The organism is Oerskovia enterophila, from assembly GCF_044748475.1.
Classification (GTDB): domain Bacteria; phylum Actinomycetota; class Actinomycetes; order Actinomycetales; family Cellulomonadaceae; genus Oerskovia; species Oerskovia enterophila.
The window spans coordinates 69,676-86,031 of sequence record NZ_JBIVFZ010000005.1 but is presented as its reverse complement, the minus strand read 5'-3'; the positions used below and the strand labels follow the sequence as shown (position 1 = coordinate 86,031).

Below are 16,356 nucleotides of genomic sequence, written 5' to 3'. Positions count from 1 at the left end.
AGTGAACATCAGTTCACCGGGGCTTCGCGTTTCACGTGAAACATCGGGCAGCGACCATGTTGGCGGCTGGACCTACTGACGCAGCAGACCTGGGTCCTCCGGGGCCATGAGGTCGAGAATCCTGTTGAGATCCTCGACCGACGCGAACTCGACCGTCAGACGGCCCTTGTTCTTGCCGAGGTCCACCTTGACCCGTGTCTCGAACCGGTCAGAGAGCCGGACCGCAAGGTCGTCGATCGCTGCGATGCGCTGCCCTGGTCGCGGTGCGCGTTCCACAGGCTTCTTCGCGTCGAGACCACCAAGAGCGACGATCTCCTCAGTGGCTCTGACCGACAGTCCTTCCGAGACGATCCTCTGAGCGAGGCGTTCGATCTCAGCGCCGTCAGTCAGACCCAGCAGAGCACGAGCATGCCCGGCTGAGAGCACGCCCGCTGCCACCCGGCGCTGTACGAGTGGCGGCAGGCGCAGCAGGCGCAGCATGTTCGAGATCTGCGACCGACTGCGAGAGATCCGGGTGCCGAGCTCTTCGTGCGTGCACCCGAAGTCGTCGAGCAGCTGACGGTAGGCGGCAGCCTCTTCGAGAGGATTGAGCGCGCTGCGATGGAGGTTCTCCAGCAGTGCGTCTCGCAGAAGATCCGCGTCCTCCGTCTCACGAATGATCGCCGGGATGACGGTCAGTCCTGCGGCCTGCGTCGCACGCCAGCGCCGCTCCCCCATGATGAGCTCGTACGCGCCCTCGTTCTCCGGGTCGCGTCGTACGACGATGGGCTGGAGAACACCGATCTCCTTGATCGACCCGACCAGCTCGTCGAGCTCGCCCTCGTCGAACACGGTGCGAGGCTGGCGAGAGTTCGCGCGGATGAGCCCTACGGGAAGCTCGGCGAACGTCGCGCCGGGGACAGGGACCAGGCCGTCGTCCGCAGGTGTTGTGGTGTTCGTCCTCTCGGACGTCGCGGATGTTTCACGTGAAACAACGCCGGCGTGTGCGCCTTCCGCCGCAGTCGAAGGTTCTGTGGGGATCAACGGTCGAGATGTCGAGTCAAGGTCAGTGGTCGGATCGTCCAGGCCGATCAGACCAGCCGGTGAGTCGGAGCTCTCACGCTCGATGGTCAGGACGGTCGATGCGCCGAGACCCGAAGACCCCACTCCCCCGCCCTCCGGGTTGGTGTTCTGGTCGACCGGCGCTGCAGCCTGCGGCGCCGACGGGAAGAACACGTCCACGGGGCGTTCACGCTCTGGGCTCGTCGGAATCAGGGCCCCAAGACCACGCCCAAGCCCACGGCGCTTCTCACTCATCGTGCATCCTCCTGGTAGCTAGGCAGCACTGCCCATCGTTCGGCGAGGTAGTTCTGCCGGGAGACGTCGCGAGATGCTCCGTCAACGGGTTGAACGGGTATGGGACGTCCACGGTCAGCGACCTCCCGAGCGGCTTCGAGATACGCGAGCGCACCCGTGGAGCTCGGGTCGTACGTGATGACAGTCTGCCCGTGGCTCGGCGCTTCGGAGATGCGTACCGAGCGGGGAACAGTTGTCCTGAGGGTCTGCTCGGGGAAGTGCTCGCGCACCTCGGATGCGACCTGCTGGGCGAGGTTGGTGCGGCCGTCATACATGGTCAAGAGAATGCTCGAGACGTGCAGCTGGGGATTCAGGTGCGCTTTGATGAGCTCGATCGTCTTGAGGAGCTGGCTCAAGCCTTCAAGGGCGTAGTACTCGCACTGGATCGGAATGAGTACCTCCCGGCCGACCACGAAGGCATTGACAGTCAGCAGGCCGAGGCTGGGAGGGCAATCGACCAAGACGTAGTCGATGCGCTCAAGCCCTTGCGCGATGCGTTCCTCCAGGTAGACATCCACCGCACGACGCAGCCGTGTTTCACGTGAAACCAAGGAGACGAGCTCGATCTCTGCACCCGAGAGGTCGATGGTCGCAGGGACACACCAGAGGCTCGGGATATCGGGGCACTGCTGGACCGCAGAGGCGAGCGGGGCACCGTCGACCAGAACCTCGTAGACAGAGGGTGTCCCAGCGCGGTGTTCGACACCGAGTGCCGTCGACGCATTGCCTTGCGGGTCATTGTCGATGACAAGGACGTTCAATCCGGCCTGGGCAAGTCCAGCGGCGAGATTGACTGTCGTCGTCGTCTTCCCGACGCCACCCTTCTGGTTGGCGATCGTGATGATGCGGGTCGTCGCGGGACGGGGAAACTGTCGTCCGTGAAGATCGATTCGACGCCGCGCATCGATGGTGAGCTGGGCCGCGAGAGGCGTGTCGTCGTCCATCTCGGGCAGGCTGGCCATGAGGGCAGCGCGGCGATCGTCTTCGCTGGTCATCGACGATGCGCCCTGGTTCCCAGAGTCGGTCGGGGATGTTTCACGTGAAACCTCCGCGAACGGCACCGCTTCTCGATGATCGAACGGCATGCTCTGGTACCGGTCGGAACTCTCAGTCACGCCCATCTCCCTCAATTGACCCACCTCACAGCATGCGCTCAAGACCTGGCATTGACCGAGGTCTTGAGCGCGTGTCGCCCCGAAACTCGGCCGACAAGACAATCGGGGCTGCATCTCTGCCGCCTCATGCCCGCGAGTCCCGTGTTCTCGACGCTACCTCACGGATCCGTCCTCAGACCGTTCTCCACGGCAGTCCCTGGGCTAACCGGCTCAGGCAGGAGTGCGGCGTACCCGAAGCACCGTCGTCGGTTCGACGCCCTCGACGCTGAGGGCCTCCAGGATCTGAGGCTCCTCGGTCTTGTATTTCCGCAGGACCTTACGAGCCGGCTCGATCTCCTGCTGGACGTTCTTACCCTTGAGGACCACCATCTCTCCCCCGCGCTCCACGAGAGGTAGGGACATCCTGGCGAGCTTCTCGAGCGCGGCCACGGCACGAGAAGTGACCGCCTCACACTGGAAGGCACCGTGGTACTCCTCGGCCCGGCCTCGCTTGACCTCCACGTTGGTGAGTTCGAGCTCTTCCACCACCTCGTTCAACCAGGTACAACGACGCTCCATAGGCTCGATCAGCAAGACCTGCGCGTCCGGGAGCATCGCCGCAATGACGATGCCGGGAAGTCCTGCTCCGGATCCGATGTCTGCAATCGTTCCACCGGTCGGGAGGTACTGCACCACCGCAGCGGAGTTCAGGATGTGGCGCTCCCAGATGCGAGAGACCTCACGCGGACCGATCAAGCCACGCAACTCTCCCTGGTCGTGCAGCATCTCTGCAAACCGCGAAACGAGAGAGAAAGAGTCTCCGAAGTACTCCTGGACTTCGGGCGAATCCGCGAGCGCTTCGCGTGAAACGTCGCTCGGGATGCCGTCGCTCATCTCGTTCGTCATGTACTCCTCTTTCGGTGCAGATCACCTGTGCGGCGAGATCCACGTAGTGCCGGACAACCTGGGTCCATGGTGTCACGTCCCGGCCCGGACCGGTCCGAACGTTCGGCTGTCCGCACTCGCGATCCACGGGAAGGCGCAGATCGCACCATCGACTTCCTGGGCAGATCGCGGGACCCAGCCTTCTCGACTGCCACAGCTCGGGCTCCCGGCCCTGGCCGCCCCTCCACGGCCCGCTGATCCCCGCTGTCGTGCGAGGCGCTACGCAGAAGGTTCGTCCGCATCCGTGCGACGTGGAGCGGCGGGTGCTCCGGAAGCGGACGCCACCCACCCGATCAGGCTGTCCCAAGAACTCGTCGGGCGCAGCCAGCCCTTGCTGCACCGTGGCAGCGAGCAGGCCGATCGCGGTGCGTGGGCGGCGTTCGTCGATACCTCGCGGGTCATCCACCCACGCAGGACGAAATCGGCAGCTCAGGGCAGCATCTCAGACGCCCGTCATCTACTGCCCGTTCAGCAACCGTCCGCTGGCTCGCTCTCTCCGGACACGACAGAGCCGCCCGATGTTTCACGTGAAACATCGGGCGGCTCAGCGGCCTTGAACGACCGAGCAGATCAGGACGCTTCTGCGGGTCGAATCACGACATAGCGTTCCGGGTCGGTACCCCGAGAGTCGCTCGTGAGCCCAGCAGCCGCCACGACATCGTGGACAACCTTGCGCTCGAATGCGTTGAGCGGCTCCATGGAGAGCTCCTCGCCCGACTCACGAACCTTGGCGATCGCCACGGTGGCCAGTTCCGTGAGTTCGACCTTGCGCTGAGCCCGGAAGCCTGCGATGTCGAGCATGAGTCGACTACGCTCCCCCGTCCGGGCCTGGACGGCGAGACGGGTGAGCTCCTGCAGCGCGTCCAGCACCTCCCCCTCCTTGCCCACCAGGTGACGGAGCGACGCCGCGTCGTCGGCAACGATCTCGAGGGCCGCACGGCCGTGATCGATGTCGATGTCGATGTCGCCGTCGAGGTCCGCGATATCGAGGAACTCCTCGAGGTAGTCCGCCGCGACCTCGCCCTCTTCTTCGAGGCGCGTCATCTCGTCGGGAGCGTGGTCTTCTGCAGCGGGTGCGTCGGTCGACGACATGCTGACTCCTTGGGGGTCAGGAGAACCCCGGGTCGCAAGGATCCTCGGTGCTCTCGGAACAGGACTGGGGCTACTTCTTCGGCTTCTTCGGGGACGGAGAACCCTTACCGGTTCCCTGTGCCGTGCCGCCGGTCTCGTCGTCGACAGGTGCATCCTCGACCTTGTCGGACGGAGCCGTGGTTCCGGTGATGACACGAGGCGTACCGGGCTTCTGACGGTCCTTGCGCTTGGGCTGCTGACGCTGTCCTCGCGGCTGCTCGATGACCGGAGCAGCTTCCTCGACGATCCCCTTGGCGGCAGCCTTGCGCTTCTTACGTTCGAGCATCAGCCGCTCGGCCTCGGACCCCGGTGCCGGCATGCGCTTGATCGTGTAGAACTGCTGCCCCATGGACCAGAGGTTCGTCGTCGTCCAGTAGACGAGGACACCGACGGGGAAGTTCACACCAGAGACGGCGAAGATGAACGGGAAGACGTAGAGCATCATCTTCTGCGTCGAGGCCATGGGGCCCTCGAGCGCCGACTTCGGCATGTTCTTCATAGTCAGCTGACGCTGCGTGAAGAAGGTCGTGGCGCACATCGCGACGATGAGCGCACCGATGACGATCTTGGCCTGGAGGTTATCCGTCGTGAGGAAGACGTCAGAAAGGTGGGCTCCGAAGAGCGAGGAGCTCTCGATGTCCTTCGCGACCTCGGCATTGATGGGACCGATGGGGTCGGCCTTGCCCGTCGAGATCGGCACCAGGCCGTTGAGCACACGGAACAGAGCGAAGAAGATGGGCGACTGCAGAAGGATCGGCAGGCACGAGGCGAACGGGTTGGTCCCGTGCTTCTTGTAGAGCTCCATGGTCTCGCGGCTCATGGCTTCACGGGACGCCGGGTCCGACTTGCCCTTGTACTTCTTCTGGATCGCCTGCATCTCGGGCTGCAGCATCTGCATGCCGCGTGAGGCCTTGATCTGCTTGAAGAACAGCGGGATCAGGAGGATACGGATGATGATCACGAGCCCGACGATCGAGAACACCCAACCAAGCCCGGGGCCGTCGCCCATGCCCAGGAACACGAGCCCCTGGTGGCACAGGTACATGATCCACGCGACGACCCATTCGATCGGCTCGAGGAACTTGAAGAAGTCCATCCGTACTACTCCCTAACCTTCAACAAACTGGGTCCCGCCGACGTCGCCGGCAGGAGGACTAGTGCGAGTGCTTCCTCAGCGCCTCGGGAACGTCGTCGACGCCCCCCTTGCTCCAGGGGTTGCACCTCAGCAGCCGCCAGACGGCGAGCCGTACGCCTCGCAGCACACCGTGCCGTCGTATCGCGACGAGCGCGTACTGCGAGCACGAGGGGTAGTACTTGCAGGTCGGGCCAGTCATCGGGGAGATGACGCTCTGATATCCCCGGATCAGTCCGACGAGCACGAGCAGGGGAATCCTGCGGACGAAGCGCCACGACCGTGACGCCCACCCAGAGGTGCTGACACCCGTTGGTTCCACAGGGACTGCCGCACTCATGCGTCCGCCGTCCGTTGGCCCCACCGGGTCACTGCACGCTTGAGACAGGACGCAAGGTCCTGATCGAGCTGAGCGAAGTCGCTGGACGCCGATGCGGGAAGAGCTCGGACCACCACGCGGGTCTGCGGCGGGAGCGCATCCAGGTACGACTGCGAGGCGGCGCGCAGACGCCGCTTCACCTTGTTCCGGTGCACGGCGTTGCCCACAGCCTTGGATACGACAAAACCGACCTGTGGTGGCCCGTCTCCCCCAGAATCCTGGGTGAGATGAACCACCACGGTCGATCGTCCCGCGCGCACGCCGCTGCGCACCGCCCGTTCAAAATCTACGGAACGGCGCATGCGGTGCGCCGCGGGCAGCACCTGCTGTCAGGCAGAGAGCTCGGCGCGGCCCTTGCGACGACGGGCAGCCAGGATGGCGCGGCCGGCGCGGGTGCGCATACGCAGCCGGAAACCGTGGGTCTTCGCACGGCGCCGGTTGTTCGGCTGGAAAGTCCGCTTGCTCACGAGGTACTCCAAGAACGTCGGGGAGGTACACCGTCTATGTCCTCGACGATGCAGTGCTACAGCTGGAAGAGATGCAGTTCTGCATCCCAGCCGTCCGTGTACCCGCCACGATGTGTCCGTGGATTCGCCCCCGTGAGGGCGCGCGAAAGTACCTGGAACGGCTGTATGACGTTACGCCGCGGGACCCCCTCGGGTCAAACCCGGGCTGGAACGCGTCGAGCCTGTCATGATATGTCGTGCGGTAGCCGATACGTCTAGGCTGGCTGCGCGACTGCGGTTCCTCCAGCGCGCACCGTTCCGACCGCCGCCCGGCGTGACGCAGGTTCCGACGATCCGCTGGTCGCACGTCGTCAGCGCCTCGACCGACACCGGAAGAGCGCTCTGCTAGCAGCCCACAGGTTGTGGAAAACTATGTGGATAACCGGTCTGCGTGACACACTCCAGAGCGGTCCTGCTCCTCATGCTCCACCCGACGACGAAGGAATCACCTGGTGCCCCACCCTGACGAGAACATCACAGATGTCTGGGCACAGACCATCGCCGTCCTCGAGGCCAGCCCCGACATGACGCCGCGGCAGATCGCATTCATCAAGCTCGCGAAGCCGTTGGCGATCCTCGACGACACCGTCTTCATCGCCGTCCCCCACGAACAGACCCGTACCTACCTCGAGACGCGCGTGCGCGACGAGCTCGTCTCCGCGATGTCCGGCGCACTCGGCCGTGACGTCCGGTTCGGCATCACGGTCGATCCCGAGCTCAGCTCCGAGCCGCCGTCCCCCGCCGCTCTCACGGCGAGCTCGCCCGAACCGATGCCCCTGCGGGCCGAGATCGAGCACGAGCGCCCCTTGCCTGCTCCCTCGCCGCAGCGTCCTCCCGCTGAACCGACGAGGCTGAACCCGAAGTACATCTTCGAGACGTTCGTCATCGGATCTTCGAACCGGTTCGCGCACGCTGCCGCTGTCGCGGTCGCCGAGGCGCCTGCCAAGGCCTACAACCCCCTCTTCATCTACGGGCAGTCCGGCCTCGGCAAGACGCACCTCCTCCACGCGATCGGCCACTACGCGCACAACCTGTACCCGAACGTCCGCGTGCGCTACGTGAACTCCGAGGAGTTCACGAACGACTTCATCAACTCGATCAGCGAGGGCAAGGCCGGGACGTTCCAGCGGCGCTACCGCGACGTCGACGTGCTCCTGATCGACGACATCCAGTTCCTGCAGGGCAAGGAACAGACGATGGAGGAGTTCTTCCACACCTTCAACGCGCTGCACAACGCCAACAAGCAGCTCGTCATCACCTCGGACCTCCCGCCCAAGCAGCTCAACGGCTTCGAGGACCGCCTGCGCAGCCGCTTCGAGTGGGGTCTCATCACCGACGTCCAGCCCCCGGACCTCGAGACCCGCATCGCCATCCTGCGCAAGAAGGCTGCGAGCGAGCGGCTCGCGGCGCCGGCGGACGTGCTGTCCTACATCGGTTCCAAGATCTCCACGAACATCCGCGAGCTCGAGGGTGCGCTCATCCGCGTGACGGCCTTCGCGAACCTCAACCGCCAGCAGGTGGACCTCGCCCTCGCCGAGATCGTCCTCAAGGACCTCATCACCGACGACGACGCGTCCGAGATCACCCCGGCGAGCGTGATCGCTCAGACGGCTGCGTACTTCGGACTGACGATCGAGGACCTCTGCGGAAGCTCGCGCTCCCGGGTCCTCGTCACGGCTCGTCAGATCGCCATGTACCTGTGCCGTGAGCTCACCGACCTGTCCCTGCCGAAGATCGGCCAGCAGTTCGGCGGCCGCGACCACACCACGGTCATGCACGCGAACAGGAAGATCACCGAGCAGATGGCCGAGCGCCGGTCGACGTACAACCAGGTGACCGAGTTGACGAGCAGAATCAAGCAGCAGCACCGGGGCTGACGCTGCTCGACGACTCCGTCGGTCCCTACCGCCCTGCTCTCGATCCCGCCGAGGGGGCACTCTCCGTGCCTCTCGCGGCCTTCGAACGAGCCCTGCCACAGCCCCGCGCAGCCCCACGCTCTCACCGTCCACCGGCAACCACGTGGACCCTGGGCCGTCCCACGCACGTCGCCACACCCGACGATCGTCCCCCGCGCTGCGCGCCCGACGGCGGGTCCCGTCGATCGTCAACGATCACCAGCTGCCGTTCATACCGATGTCTGTGGCCCAGATGCCCCCTCGGACCACCTCGGCCCGACTGGTCGCCGGACCCCGCCCCCAGCACGACGGAGGACGACCACGGGCCCTCAGGACGCGGCGTGGACGCTCGACTCCCGGTCGGTACCACGGCCACCCCTACCCGGCGAGCCACCGCATCGACCGTTCACCAGCCCGGAATGCGGCTTATGCGGCCTCTTGAGGGACGGTCGAGCCGGAGCCCCGGACCTTGTGCACAGGGACGCGCCGGGACCCACGACGGCAGGTGGCCGCACCTCCGGCGGCCTCGACCGACGCACACTGCCCGCGAGCTCTTGTGTACAAGCCGCACGGAGGGGGCCGCTATCCCCAGAGTTGTCCACAGGGCCTGGGGGTATGTCCACCAGCGACCCATCGCTGTCCCCAGAAGTGGACCGCTGCGTCCCCAATCCCCTGTGTACAAGCCACTCTGTCCTGTGTACGGCTCATCCTGCCGAGCCCTCAACTCACAAGCTTGTGCACGTGCCTGTGGATAACTGTGGACGAAGGGGCACATCATGTGGACAGAGGAGACCTCACCGGTGGACGGCGAACTGTGGACAACTCGTCGTCAACAGTGCCTCCGATTTACCCACAGGCCCGTCCCCGGTTCATCCACATGGAAAAAGGGCATCTGACCTGGGAAGAGAGCGCTTTTCCACACTTTGCACAGCACCGATGACTACGACGAATGATCTCTAACCAGGAAAAATCCACACGCCTTCATCTGGTCCCGAGAGCTCAACGCTGCCCCATCTCGTACGTGTGACCGCCGTCACAGAGAAGCCGAGAAGCGCGCACTGCACAAGCGCTCGAGATCGCTCGCCCACGAGCGTGCCAGAGGTACCGCACCCCGCGCAGACTCGCGTAGGGTTCATGCGGGCACGACCCGAGCAAGGTCTCGTCCTCCCCGACGACGAGGAGGCCGGCAGGGCTCCGTGACGTGCGTGCAGAGTTCTGCACAGACACTCTCCGGACCTGTGCACCGCGCGGTGGAGTGCCTGACATGTGAAGATCGATCCATGGACGAGAGGGTGTGGGATGAAGTTCCGGGTTGAGCGTGATGTCCTGGCCGACGCTGTGACGTGGACGGCCCGTACGTTGCCGACCCGACCTCCTGCTCCCGTCCTCGCGGGCGTGCGCATCGAGGCGGACGCCGTCGGGACGATCGGTCTGTCGAGCTTCGACTACGAGGTCTCCGCACGTTCGGAGATCCCCGCGGAGGTCACCGAGCCGGGCACGGTCCTGGTCTCCGGCCGACTCCTGGCGGAGATCTCCCGCGCCCTGCCCGCCAAGCCCGTCGACTTCGCGGTCGAGGGCAACAAGGTCATCGTGACCTGTGGAGCGAGCCGCTTCACGCTCCTCACCATGCCCGTCGAGGACTACCCGGCCCTGCCCGCGATGCCGGAGCTCTCGGGCACGGTCTCTGGCGACGAGCTGACGCACGCCGTCGCGCAGGTGACGGTCGCCGCGAGCCGTGACGACACGCTCCCGCTCCTGACGGGCGTCCGCATGGAGATCGAGGGCGAGCGCATCACGCTGCTCGCGACCGACCGTTACCGCCTCGCGCTGCGTGAGCTCACGTGGACCCCCGGCACCCCCGACTTCAGCGCGGTCGCGCTGGTCCGTGCCCGCACGCTCAACGACGTCGCCAAGTCGCTCGGCAGCTCGGGCCTGGTCAACGTGGGTCTCACGGCCGGTACGGGCGTCGACCTCATCGGCTTCGAGGCCGGCGGACGCCACACGACCTCGCAGCTCGTGGACGGCGACTACCCCGCGGTCCGCCGTCTGTTCCCCGACGAGACCCCGATCCACGCGGTCATGGCGACCGCTCCGTTGATCGACGCGGCCAAGCGCGTGTCCCTCGTGGCCGAGCGCAACACGCCGATCCGGCTGTCCTTCACGGACGGCCAGGTCGTCCTGGACGCCGGCCAGGGCGACGACGCGCAGGCGTCCGAGGCCCTGGAGGCGGTGCTCGTGGGCGAGGAGATCTCGGTCGCGTTCAACCCGCAGTTCCTGCTGGACGGGCTCGGGGCCCTGGGGACGGACTTCGTCCGCCTCAGCTTCACGCACCCGAACAAGCCGGTGGAGTTCACCGGTCAGGAGTCGCTGGACGGCGAGGACTCCTCGCACTACCGCTACCTGCTGGTCCCCATCCGCTTCGCGAGCTAGCAGGGGCCGGCCCGCGCAGTACACGAGCTCAACGGCACGGAGGCACGCGATGGTCACGCACATCGGTCTGGTCGGACTCGGCAAGATGGGCGCGAACATGCGTTCGCGCCTGCGTGCCGGCGGCATCGAGGTCACGGGCTTCGACCGCAACCCGGACGTCTCGGACGTCTCGACGCTGGCAGAGCTGGTCGAGGCCCTTCCGGCCGGGCAGCGGGTCGTGTGGGTCATGGTTCCCTCGGGGCCCATCACCCGCGGGGTGGTCACCGAGCTGGGCGAGCTGCTGACGAGCGGTGACGTGGTCGTCGAGGGCGGGAACTCCCACTTCTCGGACGACGCCGAGCACGCCGCACAGCTCGCGCCGCGGGGCATCGGCTACCTCGATGTCGGCGTCTCGGGCGGTGTCTGGGGCCTCGAGAACGGGTACGGGCTCATGGTGGGCGGCGACGCCGTTCTCGTCGAGGCCGTGATGCCGGTCTTCGACGCGCTGCGCCCGGACGGGCCGCGCGACGAGGGGTTCGTCCATGCCGGAGCCGTCGGCGCAGGGCACTACGCCAAGATGGTCCACAACGGCATCGAGTACGGACTCATGCAGGCCTACGCCGAGGGCTACGAGCTCCTCGAGGCCAAGGACATCGTGACGGACGTCCCGGGCACCCTCAAGGCCTGGACGCGGGGCACGGTGGTCAGGTCCTGGCTGCTCGACCTCCTGGTCAAGGCGCTCGAGGAGGACCCCGAGCTGGGCGCGATCAGCGACTGGGTCGAGGACTCGGGCGAGGGCCGCTGGACCGTGGACGAGGCGATCGACAGCGCAGTGCCTCTCCCTGTGATCTCGGCCGCGCTCTTCGCGCGCTTCGCGTCGCGGCAGGGCGCGTCGCCCGCGATGAAGGCGGTCGCGGCGCTGCGTCAGCAGTTCGGCGGGCACGCGGTCAAGCCCGCGGGCCCGGCCTCCTGACGGGTCCCGTCTCTCCTGCCCGACGCCGCCTCGCACCTCCCGCGCACAACCTCTGGTCGAGGCGTCACACTGGTGGGAGCACCTTCCTGACCGTCGTGTCCACAGTCGCTCCCTGCCCTGTGGACGAAGATCGCCTCGTCGACCTCGTCGACCTCGTCGACCGCAAGCCGTAGGACCAGATGTACATCTCCCACCTCTCCCTCGCGGACTTCCGTTCGTACACCTCCGTCGACGTCGAGCTCGAGCCCGGCGTGAACGCCTTCGTCGGGCCCAACGGCCAGGGCAAGACGAACCTCGTCGAGGCGATCGGTTACGTCGCGACGCTCGGCAGCCACCGCGTCCCGTCGGATGCGGCCCTGGTCCGCGCCGGTGCGCCGCGGGCCGTGATCCGTACGAGGATCGTCCGCGGGGACCGGGCGAGCACGGTCGAGATCGAGATCACCCCGGGCAAGGCGAACAGGGCGAGGATCAACCGGGCACCGGCGAGCCGGCCCCGGGACGTGCTGGGCATCGCTCGCACGGTGCTGTTCGCCCCCGAGGACCTGGCGCTCGTCAAGGGCGACCCGGACGGTCGACGCAAGTTCCTCGACCAGCTCGCGGTGCTCCTGGTCCCGCGGTTCGCGGGCGTCCTGAGCGACTACGACCGCGTCCTGCGGCAGCGCAGCGCGCTCCTCAAGTCGGCCGGGGGCGCCATGCGTGCCTCGCGGTCGCAGTCGCCCGACCTGCGCACGCTCGACGTCTGGGACGCCAAGCTCGCGTCGACCGGTGCAGAGATCATCGCGTTGCGCCTCCAGCTCGTCGAGGCGCTGCAGCCGTACGTGGCGGCAGCCTACGAGCAGGTGAGCTCGGGTCAGGGAGAGGCGCACGTCGCGTACCGCTCCTCGCTCGCGGCCGCGCTCGAGGAGGCGAGCGACGTCGTCGGGCAGCAAGGGCAGCCCCTGGGCGTCGCCGATCTCGAGGCCCAGCTCCTGACCGCCATGACCTCCTTGCGCAGCAAGGAGATCGACCGCGGGGTGTGCCTCGTCGGGCCGCACCGCGACGACCTCGTCCTGACGCTCGGCGGCCTGCCGGCCAAGGGGTACGCGAGCCACGGCGAGTCGTGGTCGTTCGCGCTCGCGCTGCGCCTCGCGTCGTACCGGCTGCTCACGGACGGGGCGCCCCAGGCGTCGGGCTCGCTCCTGTGGTCGCCGGACTGGGGGCCCGACGGCGAGCCCGTCCTGCTGCTCGACGACGTGTTCGCCGAGCTGGACGTGCGCCGCCGCGACAGGCTCGCGGACCTCGTCGCCGGGGCGAACCAGGTCATCATCACGGCTGCGGTGCCCGACGACGTCCCGGCCCAGCTCCAGGGGCTGCGGCTCGACGTGCTCGACGGACAGGTGACCCGCCGTGCGTGACCAGCCGGGCGGCGACCCGGAGGGCGAGCTCGGCCACGAGGACGACGAGCCCGCGCGTCCCGCAGGCCTGCCCGTGGGCGAGGTCGTCGACCTGACCCCTCCGGCCCAGGTAGCGCGCGAGGCGCTCAACCGGGCTCGGGCCGCTGCCCGGGCCAAGGGCATCCGTCCCGGGCAGCCCTCCCGGCGGATCCTGGCCGACCCTCCCCCGTCGTCGGGGGCCAGGCCCGGTGGGCGCGACCCCCAGACGTTCGGTGCGGTCGTCCAGCGGCTGCTCCACGAGCGGGGGTGGGTGCAGGACGTGTCGGTCGGCGGGGTGATCGGGCGCTGGCGCGAGGTGGTCGGCGACCAGGTGGCCGATCACTGCATGCCCGAGACCTTCGAGGACAAGGTCCTCGTGGTGCGCGCGGACTCGACCGCATGGGCGACCCAGGTCAAGCTGCTGACCCCTCGACTGCTCGAGCGGCTGGCGCAGGAGGTCGGTGAGGGAGTGGTCGAGACCGTGACCGTCCTGGGCCCGGCCGGGCCCAGCTTCCGGCGCGGTCCCAAGACCGTCCGGGGCCGTGGCCCGCGCGACACCTACGGCTGATCGCGAGGGCGATTCGTCCCGATATGACGGTCGCGCGCCGTGCGCGGGCAAGGCTGTCGGCGAACAGATCCACCGACCTGTGGAGAACCTTGTGGAGAACTCGCTCCGAAGGGCTCATAATCCGCTGTTTTGGCTGCCTCCCAGGTAGAATGGTGAGGTCATTCCGGGTCACTCCGCGCGCGCCGACTGGCACGCGCGCGAGCCGGAACCGATGAGCCGTGCAGCGATCCTCCCCAGCGGGTGAACCTGTCGCGTGCAAGATGACGAGGAGCGCTTCCGCCCGTGGCAGAGCACACAGACAACGTCCCTTCGAGCCTGCCCCCGGAGAGCGGTGGAGGTCCCGGCCTGGACCAGGACCCTTCGGGCGGCACGTACGACGCGAGCAACATCACCGTCCTCGAAGGGCTCGAGGCCGTCCGCAAGCGACCCGGTATGTACATCGGCTCGACCGGTGAGCGAGGGCTCCACCACCTGGTGTACGAGGTTGTGGACAACTCTGTGGACGAAGCCCTCGCGGGGTACGCCGACACGATCGACGTGACACTTCTGGCCGACGGAGGTGTACGCGTCACCGACAACGGTCGCGGTATCCCCGTCGCCATCCACCCGACCGAGGGCAAGCCCACGGTCGAGGTCGTCATGACGATCCTCCACGCCGGCGGGAAGTTCGGCGGGGGCGGCTACGCGGTCTCCGGTGGACTGCACGGCGTGGGCATCTCGGTCGTCAACGCGTTGTCGCGCAAGGTCCAGACGGTGATCAAGCGCGACGGTCACGTCTGGAGCCAGAACTTCAAGGACGGCGGCAAGACCGACGGGCCTCTCGTCGAGGGCGAGGCCACCACGGAGACCGGCACGACGCAGACGTTCTGGCCGGACCCGGAGATCTTCGAGACGACCGAGTTCGACTTCGAGACCCTCCGCTCGCGCTTCCAGCAGTACGCGTTCCTCAACAAGGGGCTGCGCATCACGCTCACGGACGAGCGCCGTCAGTTCCTGGACACCGACGACGAGGTCACGGGCCAGGTCTCGGACCCCGCCGAGGACCTCGTCGCGGCCCCCGAGGGGGAGGACGAGTTCAAGCCCCGCGTGGTGTCGTACAAGTACGACGAGGGGCTGGTGGACTACGTCAAGCACCTCAACGCGGCCAAGAAGGTCGAGCTGATCCACGACGAGATCATCGACTTCGAGTCCGAGGACAAGGAGCGGCGCATCTCGGTCGAGATCGCGCTCCAGTGGACCAGCGCCTACTCCGAGTCCGTGCACACGTTCGCCAACACGATCTCGACGACCGAGGGCGGCACGCACGAGGAGGGCTTCCGTGCGGCCATGACCTCGCTCGTCAACGAGTACGCGCGGGCCAAGGCCATCATCAAGGAGAAGGACGACAACCTCACGGGTGACGACATCCGCGAGGGCCTCACGGCCGTCCTGTCGATCAAGCTCGGCGAGCCCCAGTTCGAGGGCCAGACGAAGACCAAGCTCGGCAACACCGAGGCCAAGTCGTTCGTGCAGCGCGTCGTCCGCTCGCAGCTCACGGACTGGTTCGACTCGCACCCGACCGAGGCGCGCGACATCATCCGCAAGGCCATCCAGGCCTCGCAGGCGCGGCTCGCCGCCCGCAAGGCGCGCGAGGCGACGCGACGCAAGGGGCTCCTCGAGTCCGGCGGCATGCCGGGCAAGCTCAAGGACTGCCAGTCCAACCGGCCAGAGGAGTGCGAGGTCTTCATCGTCGAGGGTGACTCGGCAGGCGGCTCGGCCGTCCGTGGACGCAACCCGCACAACCAGGCGATCCTCCCGCTGCGAGGCAAGATCCTCAACGTCGAGCGCGCGCGCCTCGACCGTGCGCTGGGCAACAACGAGGTCCAGGCGCTCATCACGGCGTTCGGCACGGGCATCGGCGAGGACTTCGACATCGCCAAGCTGAGGTACCACAAGATCGTCCTCATGGCGGACGCCGACGTCGACGGCCAGCACATCTGCACGCTGCTGCTGACGCTGCTCTTCCGGTACATGCGCCCGCTGATCGAGCACGGCCACGTGTACCTCGCGCAGCCGCCGCTCTACCGCCTCAAGTGGTCCAACGCGCCGCACGACTACGTCTACTCCGACCGGGAGCGCGACGCGTTCCTGCTCGCGGGTCAGGCTGCGGGCAAGCGCATCCCCAAGGAGAACGGGATCCAGCGCTACAAGGGTCTCGGCGAGATGGACTACTCGGAGCTGTGGGACACGACCATGGACCCCGAGCACCGCACGCTCAACCAGGTCACGCTCGACGACGCGGCCGCCGCGGACGAGATCTTCTCGATCCTCATGGGCGAGGACGTCGAGTCGCGCCGGAACTTCATCCAGCGCAACGCCAAGGACGTGAGGTTCCTGGACATCTAGCGGGTAGGACATGGTCGGTGGCGAAGGACGGCCGGGTGGAAGACCCGGCCGTCCGCGCGCCGACCACGACCTACCGCGCGACGACACGGCGGACGGCCCACCAGGAGACCTTCACGGTCGACCGGGCGTGCTTCCTCCGAGCCGCGACGACAGCTTCACCACACAGCAGGACCACGACAGGACGAGGTAGAC

Annotated in this window: 14 protein-coding genes; 6 read left to right on the top strand and 8 right to left on the bottom strand. The window is 67.0% G+C overall.

Annotated features, from left to right (window positions below):
- Positions 1 to 72 precede the first annotated feature (72 nt).
- From ACIPWA_RS16490 to rpmH, 8 genes are all read right to left on the bottom strand, one after another.
- The gene (locus ACIPWA_RS16490; protein WP_400291676.1) at positions 73 to 1,296 is read right to left on the bottom strand and encodes a ParB/RepB/Spo0J family partition protein; all 1,224 of its coding nucleotides are present in this window, start codon (positions 1,294 to 1,296) and stop codon (positions 73 to 75) included.
- Entirely contained in the window at positions 1,293 to 2,456 is a 1,164-nt protein-coding gene (locus ACIPWA_RS16485; RefSeq protein ID WP_400291675.1) for a ParA family protein, read from the bottom strand. The genes ACIPWA_RS16490 and ACIPWA_RS16485 overlap by 4 nt, the downstream gene beginning before the upstream one ends.
- A 204-nt stretch (positions 2,457 to 2,660) precedes the next feature.
- Positions 2,661 to 3,335 carry a 16S rRNA (guanine(527)-N(7))-methyltransferase RsmG gene (gene rsmG, locus ACIPWA_RS16480; protein ID WP_400291674.1) on the bottom strand — a complete coding sequence of 225 codons (675 nt, stop codon included), beginning with the start codon at positions 3,333 to 3,335 and terminating at the stop codon, positions 2,661 to 2,663.
- Positions 3,336 to 3,944: 609 nt separating this feature from the next.
- On the bottom strand, positions 3,945 to 4,466 hold the full coding sequence (locus ACIPWA_RS16475; RefSeq protein ID WP_400291673.1) for a Jag family protein: 522 nt from the start codon (positions 4,464 to 4,466) through the stop codon (positions 3,945 to 3,947).
- A gap of 70 nt (positions 4,467 to 4,536) precedes the next feature.
- Positions 4,537 to 5,601, bottom strand: a complete 1,065-nt coding sequence (gene yidC, locus ACIPWA_RS16470; protein ID WP_400291672.1) for a membrane protein insertase YidC — start codon at positions 5,599 to 5,601, stop codon at positions 4,537 to 4,539.
- Between the two features lie 58 nt (positions 5,602 to 5,659).
- Positions 5,660 to 5,977: a membrane protein insertion efficiency factor YidD gene (gene yidD, locus ACIPWA_RS16465; protein ID WP_400291671.1), complete on the bottom strand. Its 318-nt coding sequence runs from the start codon at positions 5,975 to 5,977 to the stop codon at positions 5,660 to 5,662.
- Positions 5,974 to 6,339, bottom strand: coding sequence for a ribonuclease P protein component (gene rnpA / locus ACIPWA_RS16460; protein ID WP_082608662.1), 366 nt, complete (start codon positions 6,337 to 6,339; stop codon positions 5,974 to 5,976). The genes yidD and rnpA overlap by 4 nt, the downstream gene beginning before the upstream one ends.
- Positions 6,340 to 6,345: 6 nt before the next feature.
- Positions 6,346 to 6,483 (bottom strand): 50S ribosomal protein L34, encoded by a 138-nt coding sequence (rpmH, locus tag ACIPWA_RS16455; RefSeq protein WP_010849920.1) that lies wholly within the window; start codon positions 6,481 to 6,483, stop codon positions 6,346 to 6,348.
- A 491-nt stretch (positions 6,484 to 6,974) separates the two neighbouring features.
- Here rpmH and dnaA point away from each other — a divergent pair, with 491 nt between their 5' ends.
- From dnaA to gyrB, 6 genes are all read left to right on the top strand, one after another.
- Positions 6,975 to 8,399, top strand: a complete 1,425-nt coding sequence (gene dnaA, locus ACIPWA_RS16450; RefSeq protein ID WP_056648091.1) for a chromosomal replication initiator protein DnaA — start codon at positions 6,975 to 6,977, stop codon at positions 8,397 to 8,399.
- 1,317 nt (positions 8,400 to 9,716) lie between these two features.
- Positions 9,717 to 10,847, top strand: a complete 1,131-nt coding sequence (gene dnaN, locus ACIPWA_RS16445) for a DNA polymerase III subunit beta (protein ID WP_056648090.1) — start codon at positions 9,717 to 9,719, stop codon at positions 10,845 to 10,847.
- A gap of 49 nt (positions 10,848 to 10,896) precedes the next feature.
- Positions 10,897 to 11,799, top strand: coding sequence for a phosphogluconate dehydrogenase (NAD(+)-dependent, decarboxylating) (gene gnd, locus ACIPWA_RS16440; RefSeq protein WP_400291670.1), 903 nt, complete (start codon positions 10,897 to 10,899; stop codon positions 11,797 to 11,799).
- Between the two features lie 179 nt (positions 11,800 to 11,978).
- Positions 11,979 to 13,193, top strand: coding sequence for a DNA replication/repair protein RecF (recF, locus tag ACIPWA_RS16435; protein WP_400291669.1), 1,215 nt, complete (start codon positions 11,979 to 11,981; stop codon positions 13,191 to 13,193).
- Complete coding sequence (locus ACIPWA_RS16430) at positions 13,186 to 13,779, top strand: DciA family protein (protein ID WP_400291668.1); 594 nt, start codon at positions 13,186 to 13,188, stop codon at positions 13,777 to 13,779. Before recF ends, ACIPWA_RS16430 begins: the two co-directional genes overlap by 8 nt.
- A 345-nt stretch (positions 13,780 to 14,124) precedes the next feature.
- Entirely contained in the window at positions 14,125 to 16,164 is a 2,040-nt protein-coding gene (gene gyrB, locus ACIPWA_RS16425; protein WP_225220065.1) for a DNA topoisomerase (ATP-hydrolyzing) subunit B, read from the top strand.
- Positions 16,165 to 16,356: the final 192 nt, after the last annotated feature.

Excerpts from the sequence above, each read along its gene's own strand:
- ACIPWA_RS16485 (WP_400291675.1), bottom strand. The coding sequence starts at position 2,456 with ATGGGCGTGACTGAGAGTTCCGACCGGTACCAGAGCATGCCGTTCGAT.
- dnaN (WP_056648090.1), top strand. The coding sequence starts at position 9,717 with ATGAAGTTCCGGGTTGAGCGTGATGTCCTGGCCGACGCTGTGACGTGG.
- ACIPWA_RS16475 (WP_400291673.1), bottom strand. The coding sequence starts at position 4,466 with ATGTCGTCGACCGACGCACCCGCTGCAGAAGACCACGCTCCCGACGAG.
- rsmG (WP_400291674.1), bottom strand. The coding sequence starts at position 3,335 with ATGACGAACGAGATGAGCGACGGCATCCCGAGCGACGTTTCACGCGAA.
- ACIPWA_RS16490 (WP_400291676.1), bottom strand. The coding sequence starts at position 1,296 with ATGAGTGAGAAGCGCCGTGGGCTTGGGCGTGGTCTTGGGGCCCTGATT.
- gnd (WP_400291670.1), top strand. The coding sequence starts at position 10,897 with ATGGTCACGCACATCGGTCTGGTCGGACTCGGCAAGATGGGCGCGAAC.
- yidD (WP_400291671.1), bottom strand. The coding sequence starts at position 5,977 with ATGAGTGCGGCAGTCCCTGTGGAACCAACGGGTGTCAGCACCTCTGGG.
- yidC (WP_400291672.1), bottom strand. The coding sequence starts at position 5,601 with ATGGACTTCTTCAAGTTCCTCGAGCCGATCGAATGGGTCGTCGCGTGG.
- recF (WP_400291669.1), top strand. The coding sequence starts at position 11,979 with ATGTACATCTCCCACCTCTCCCTCGCGGACTTCCGTTCGTACACCTCC.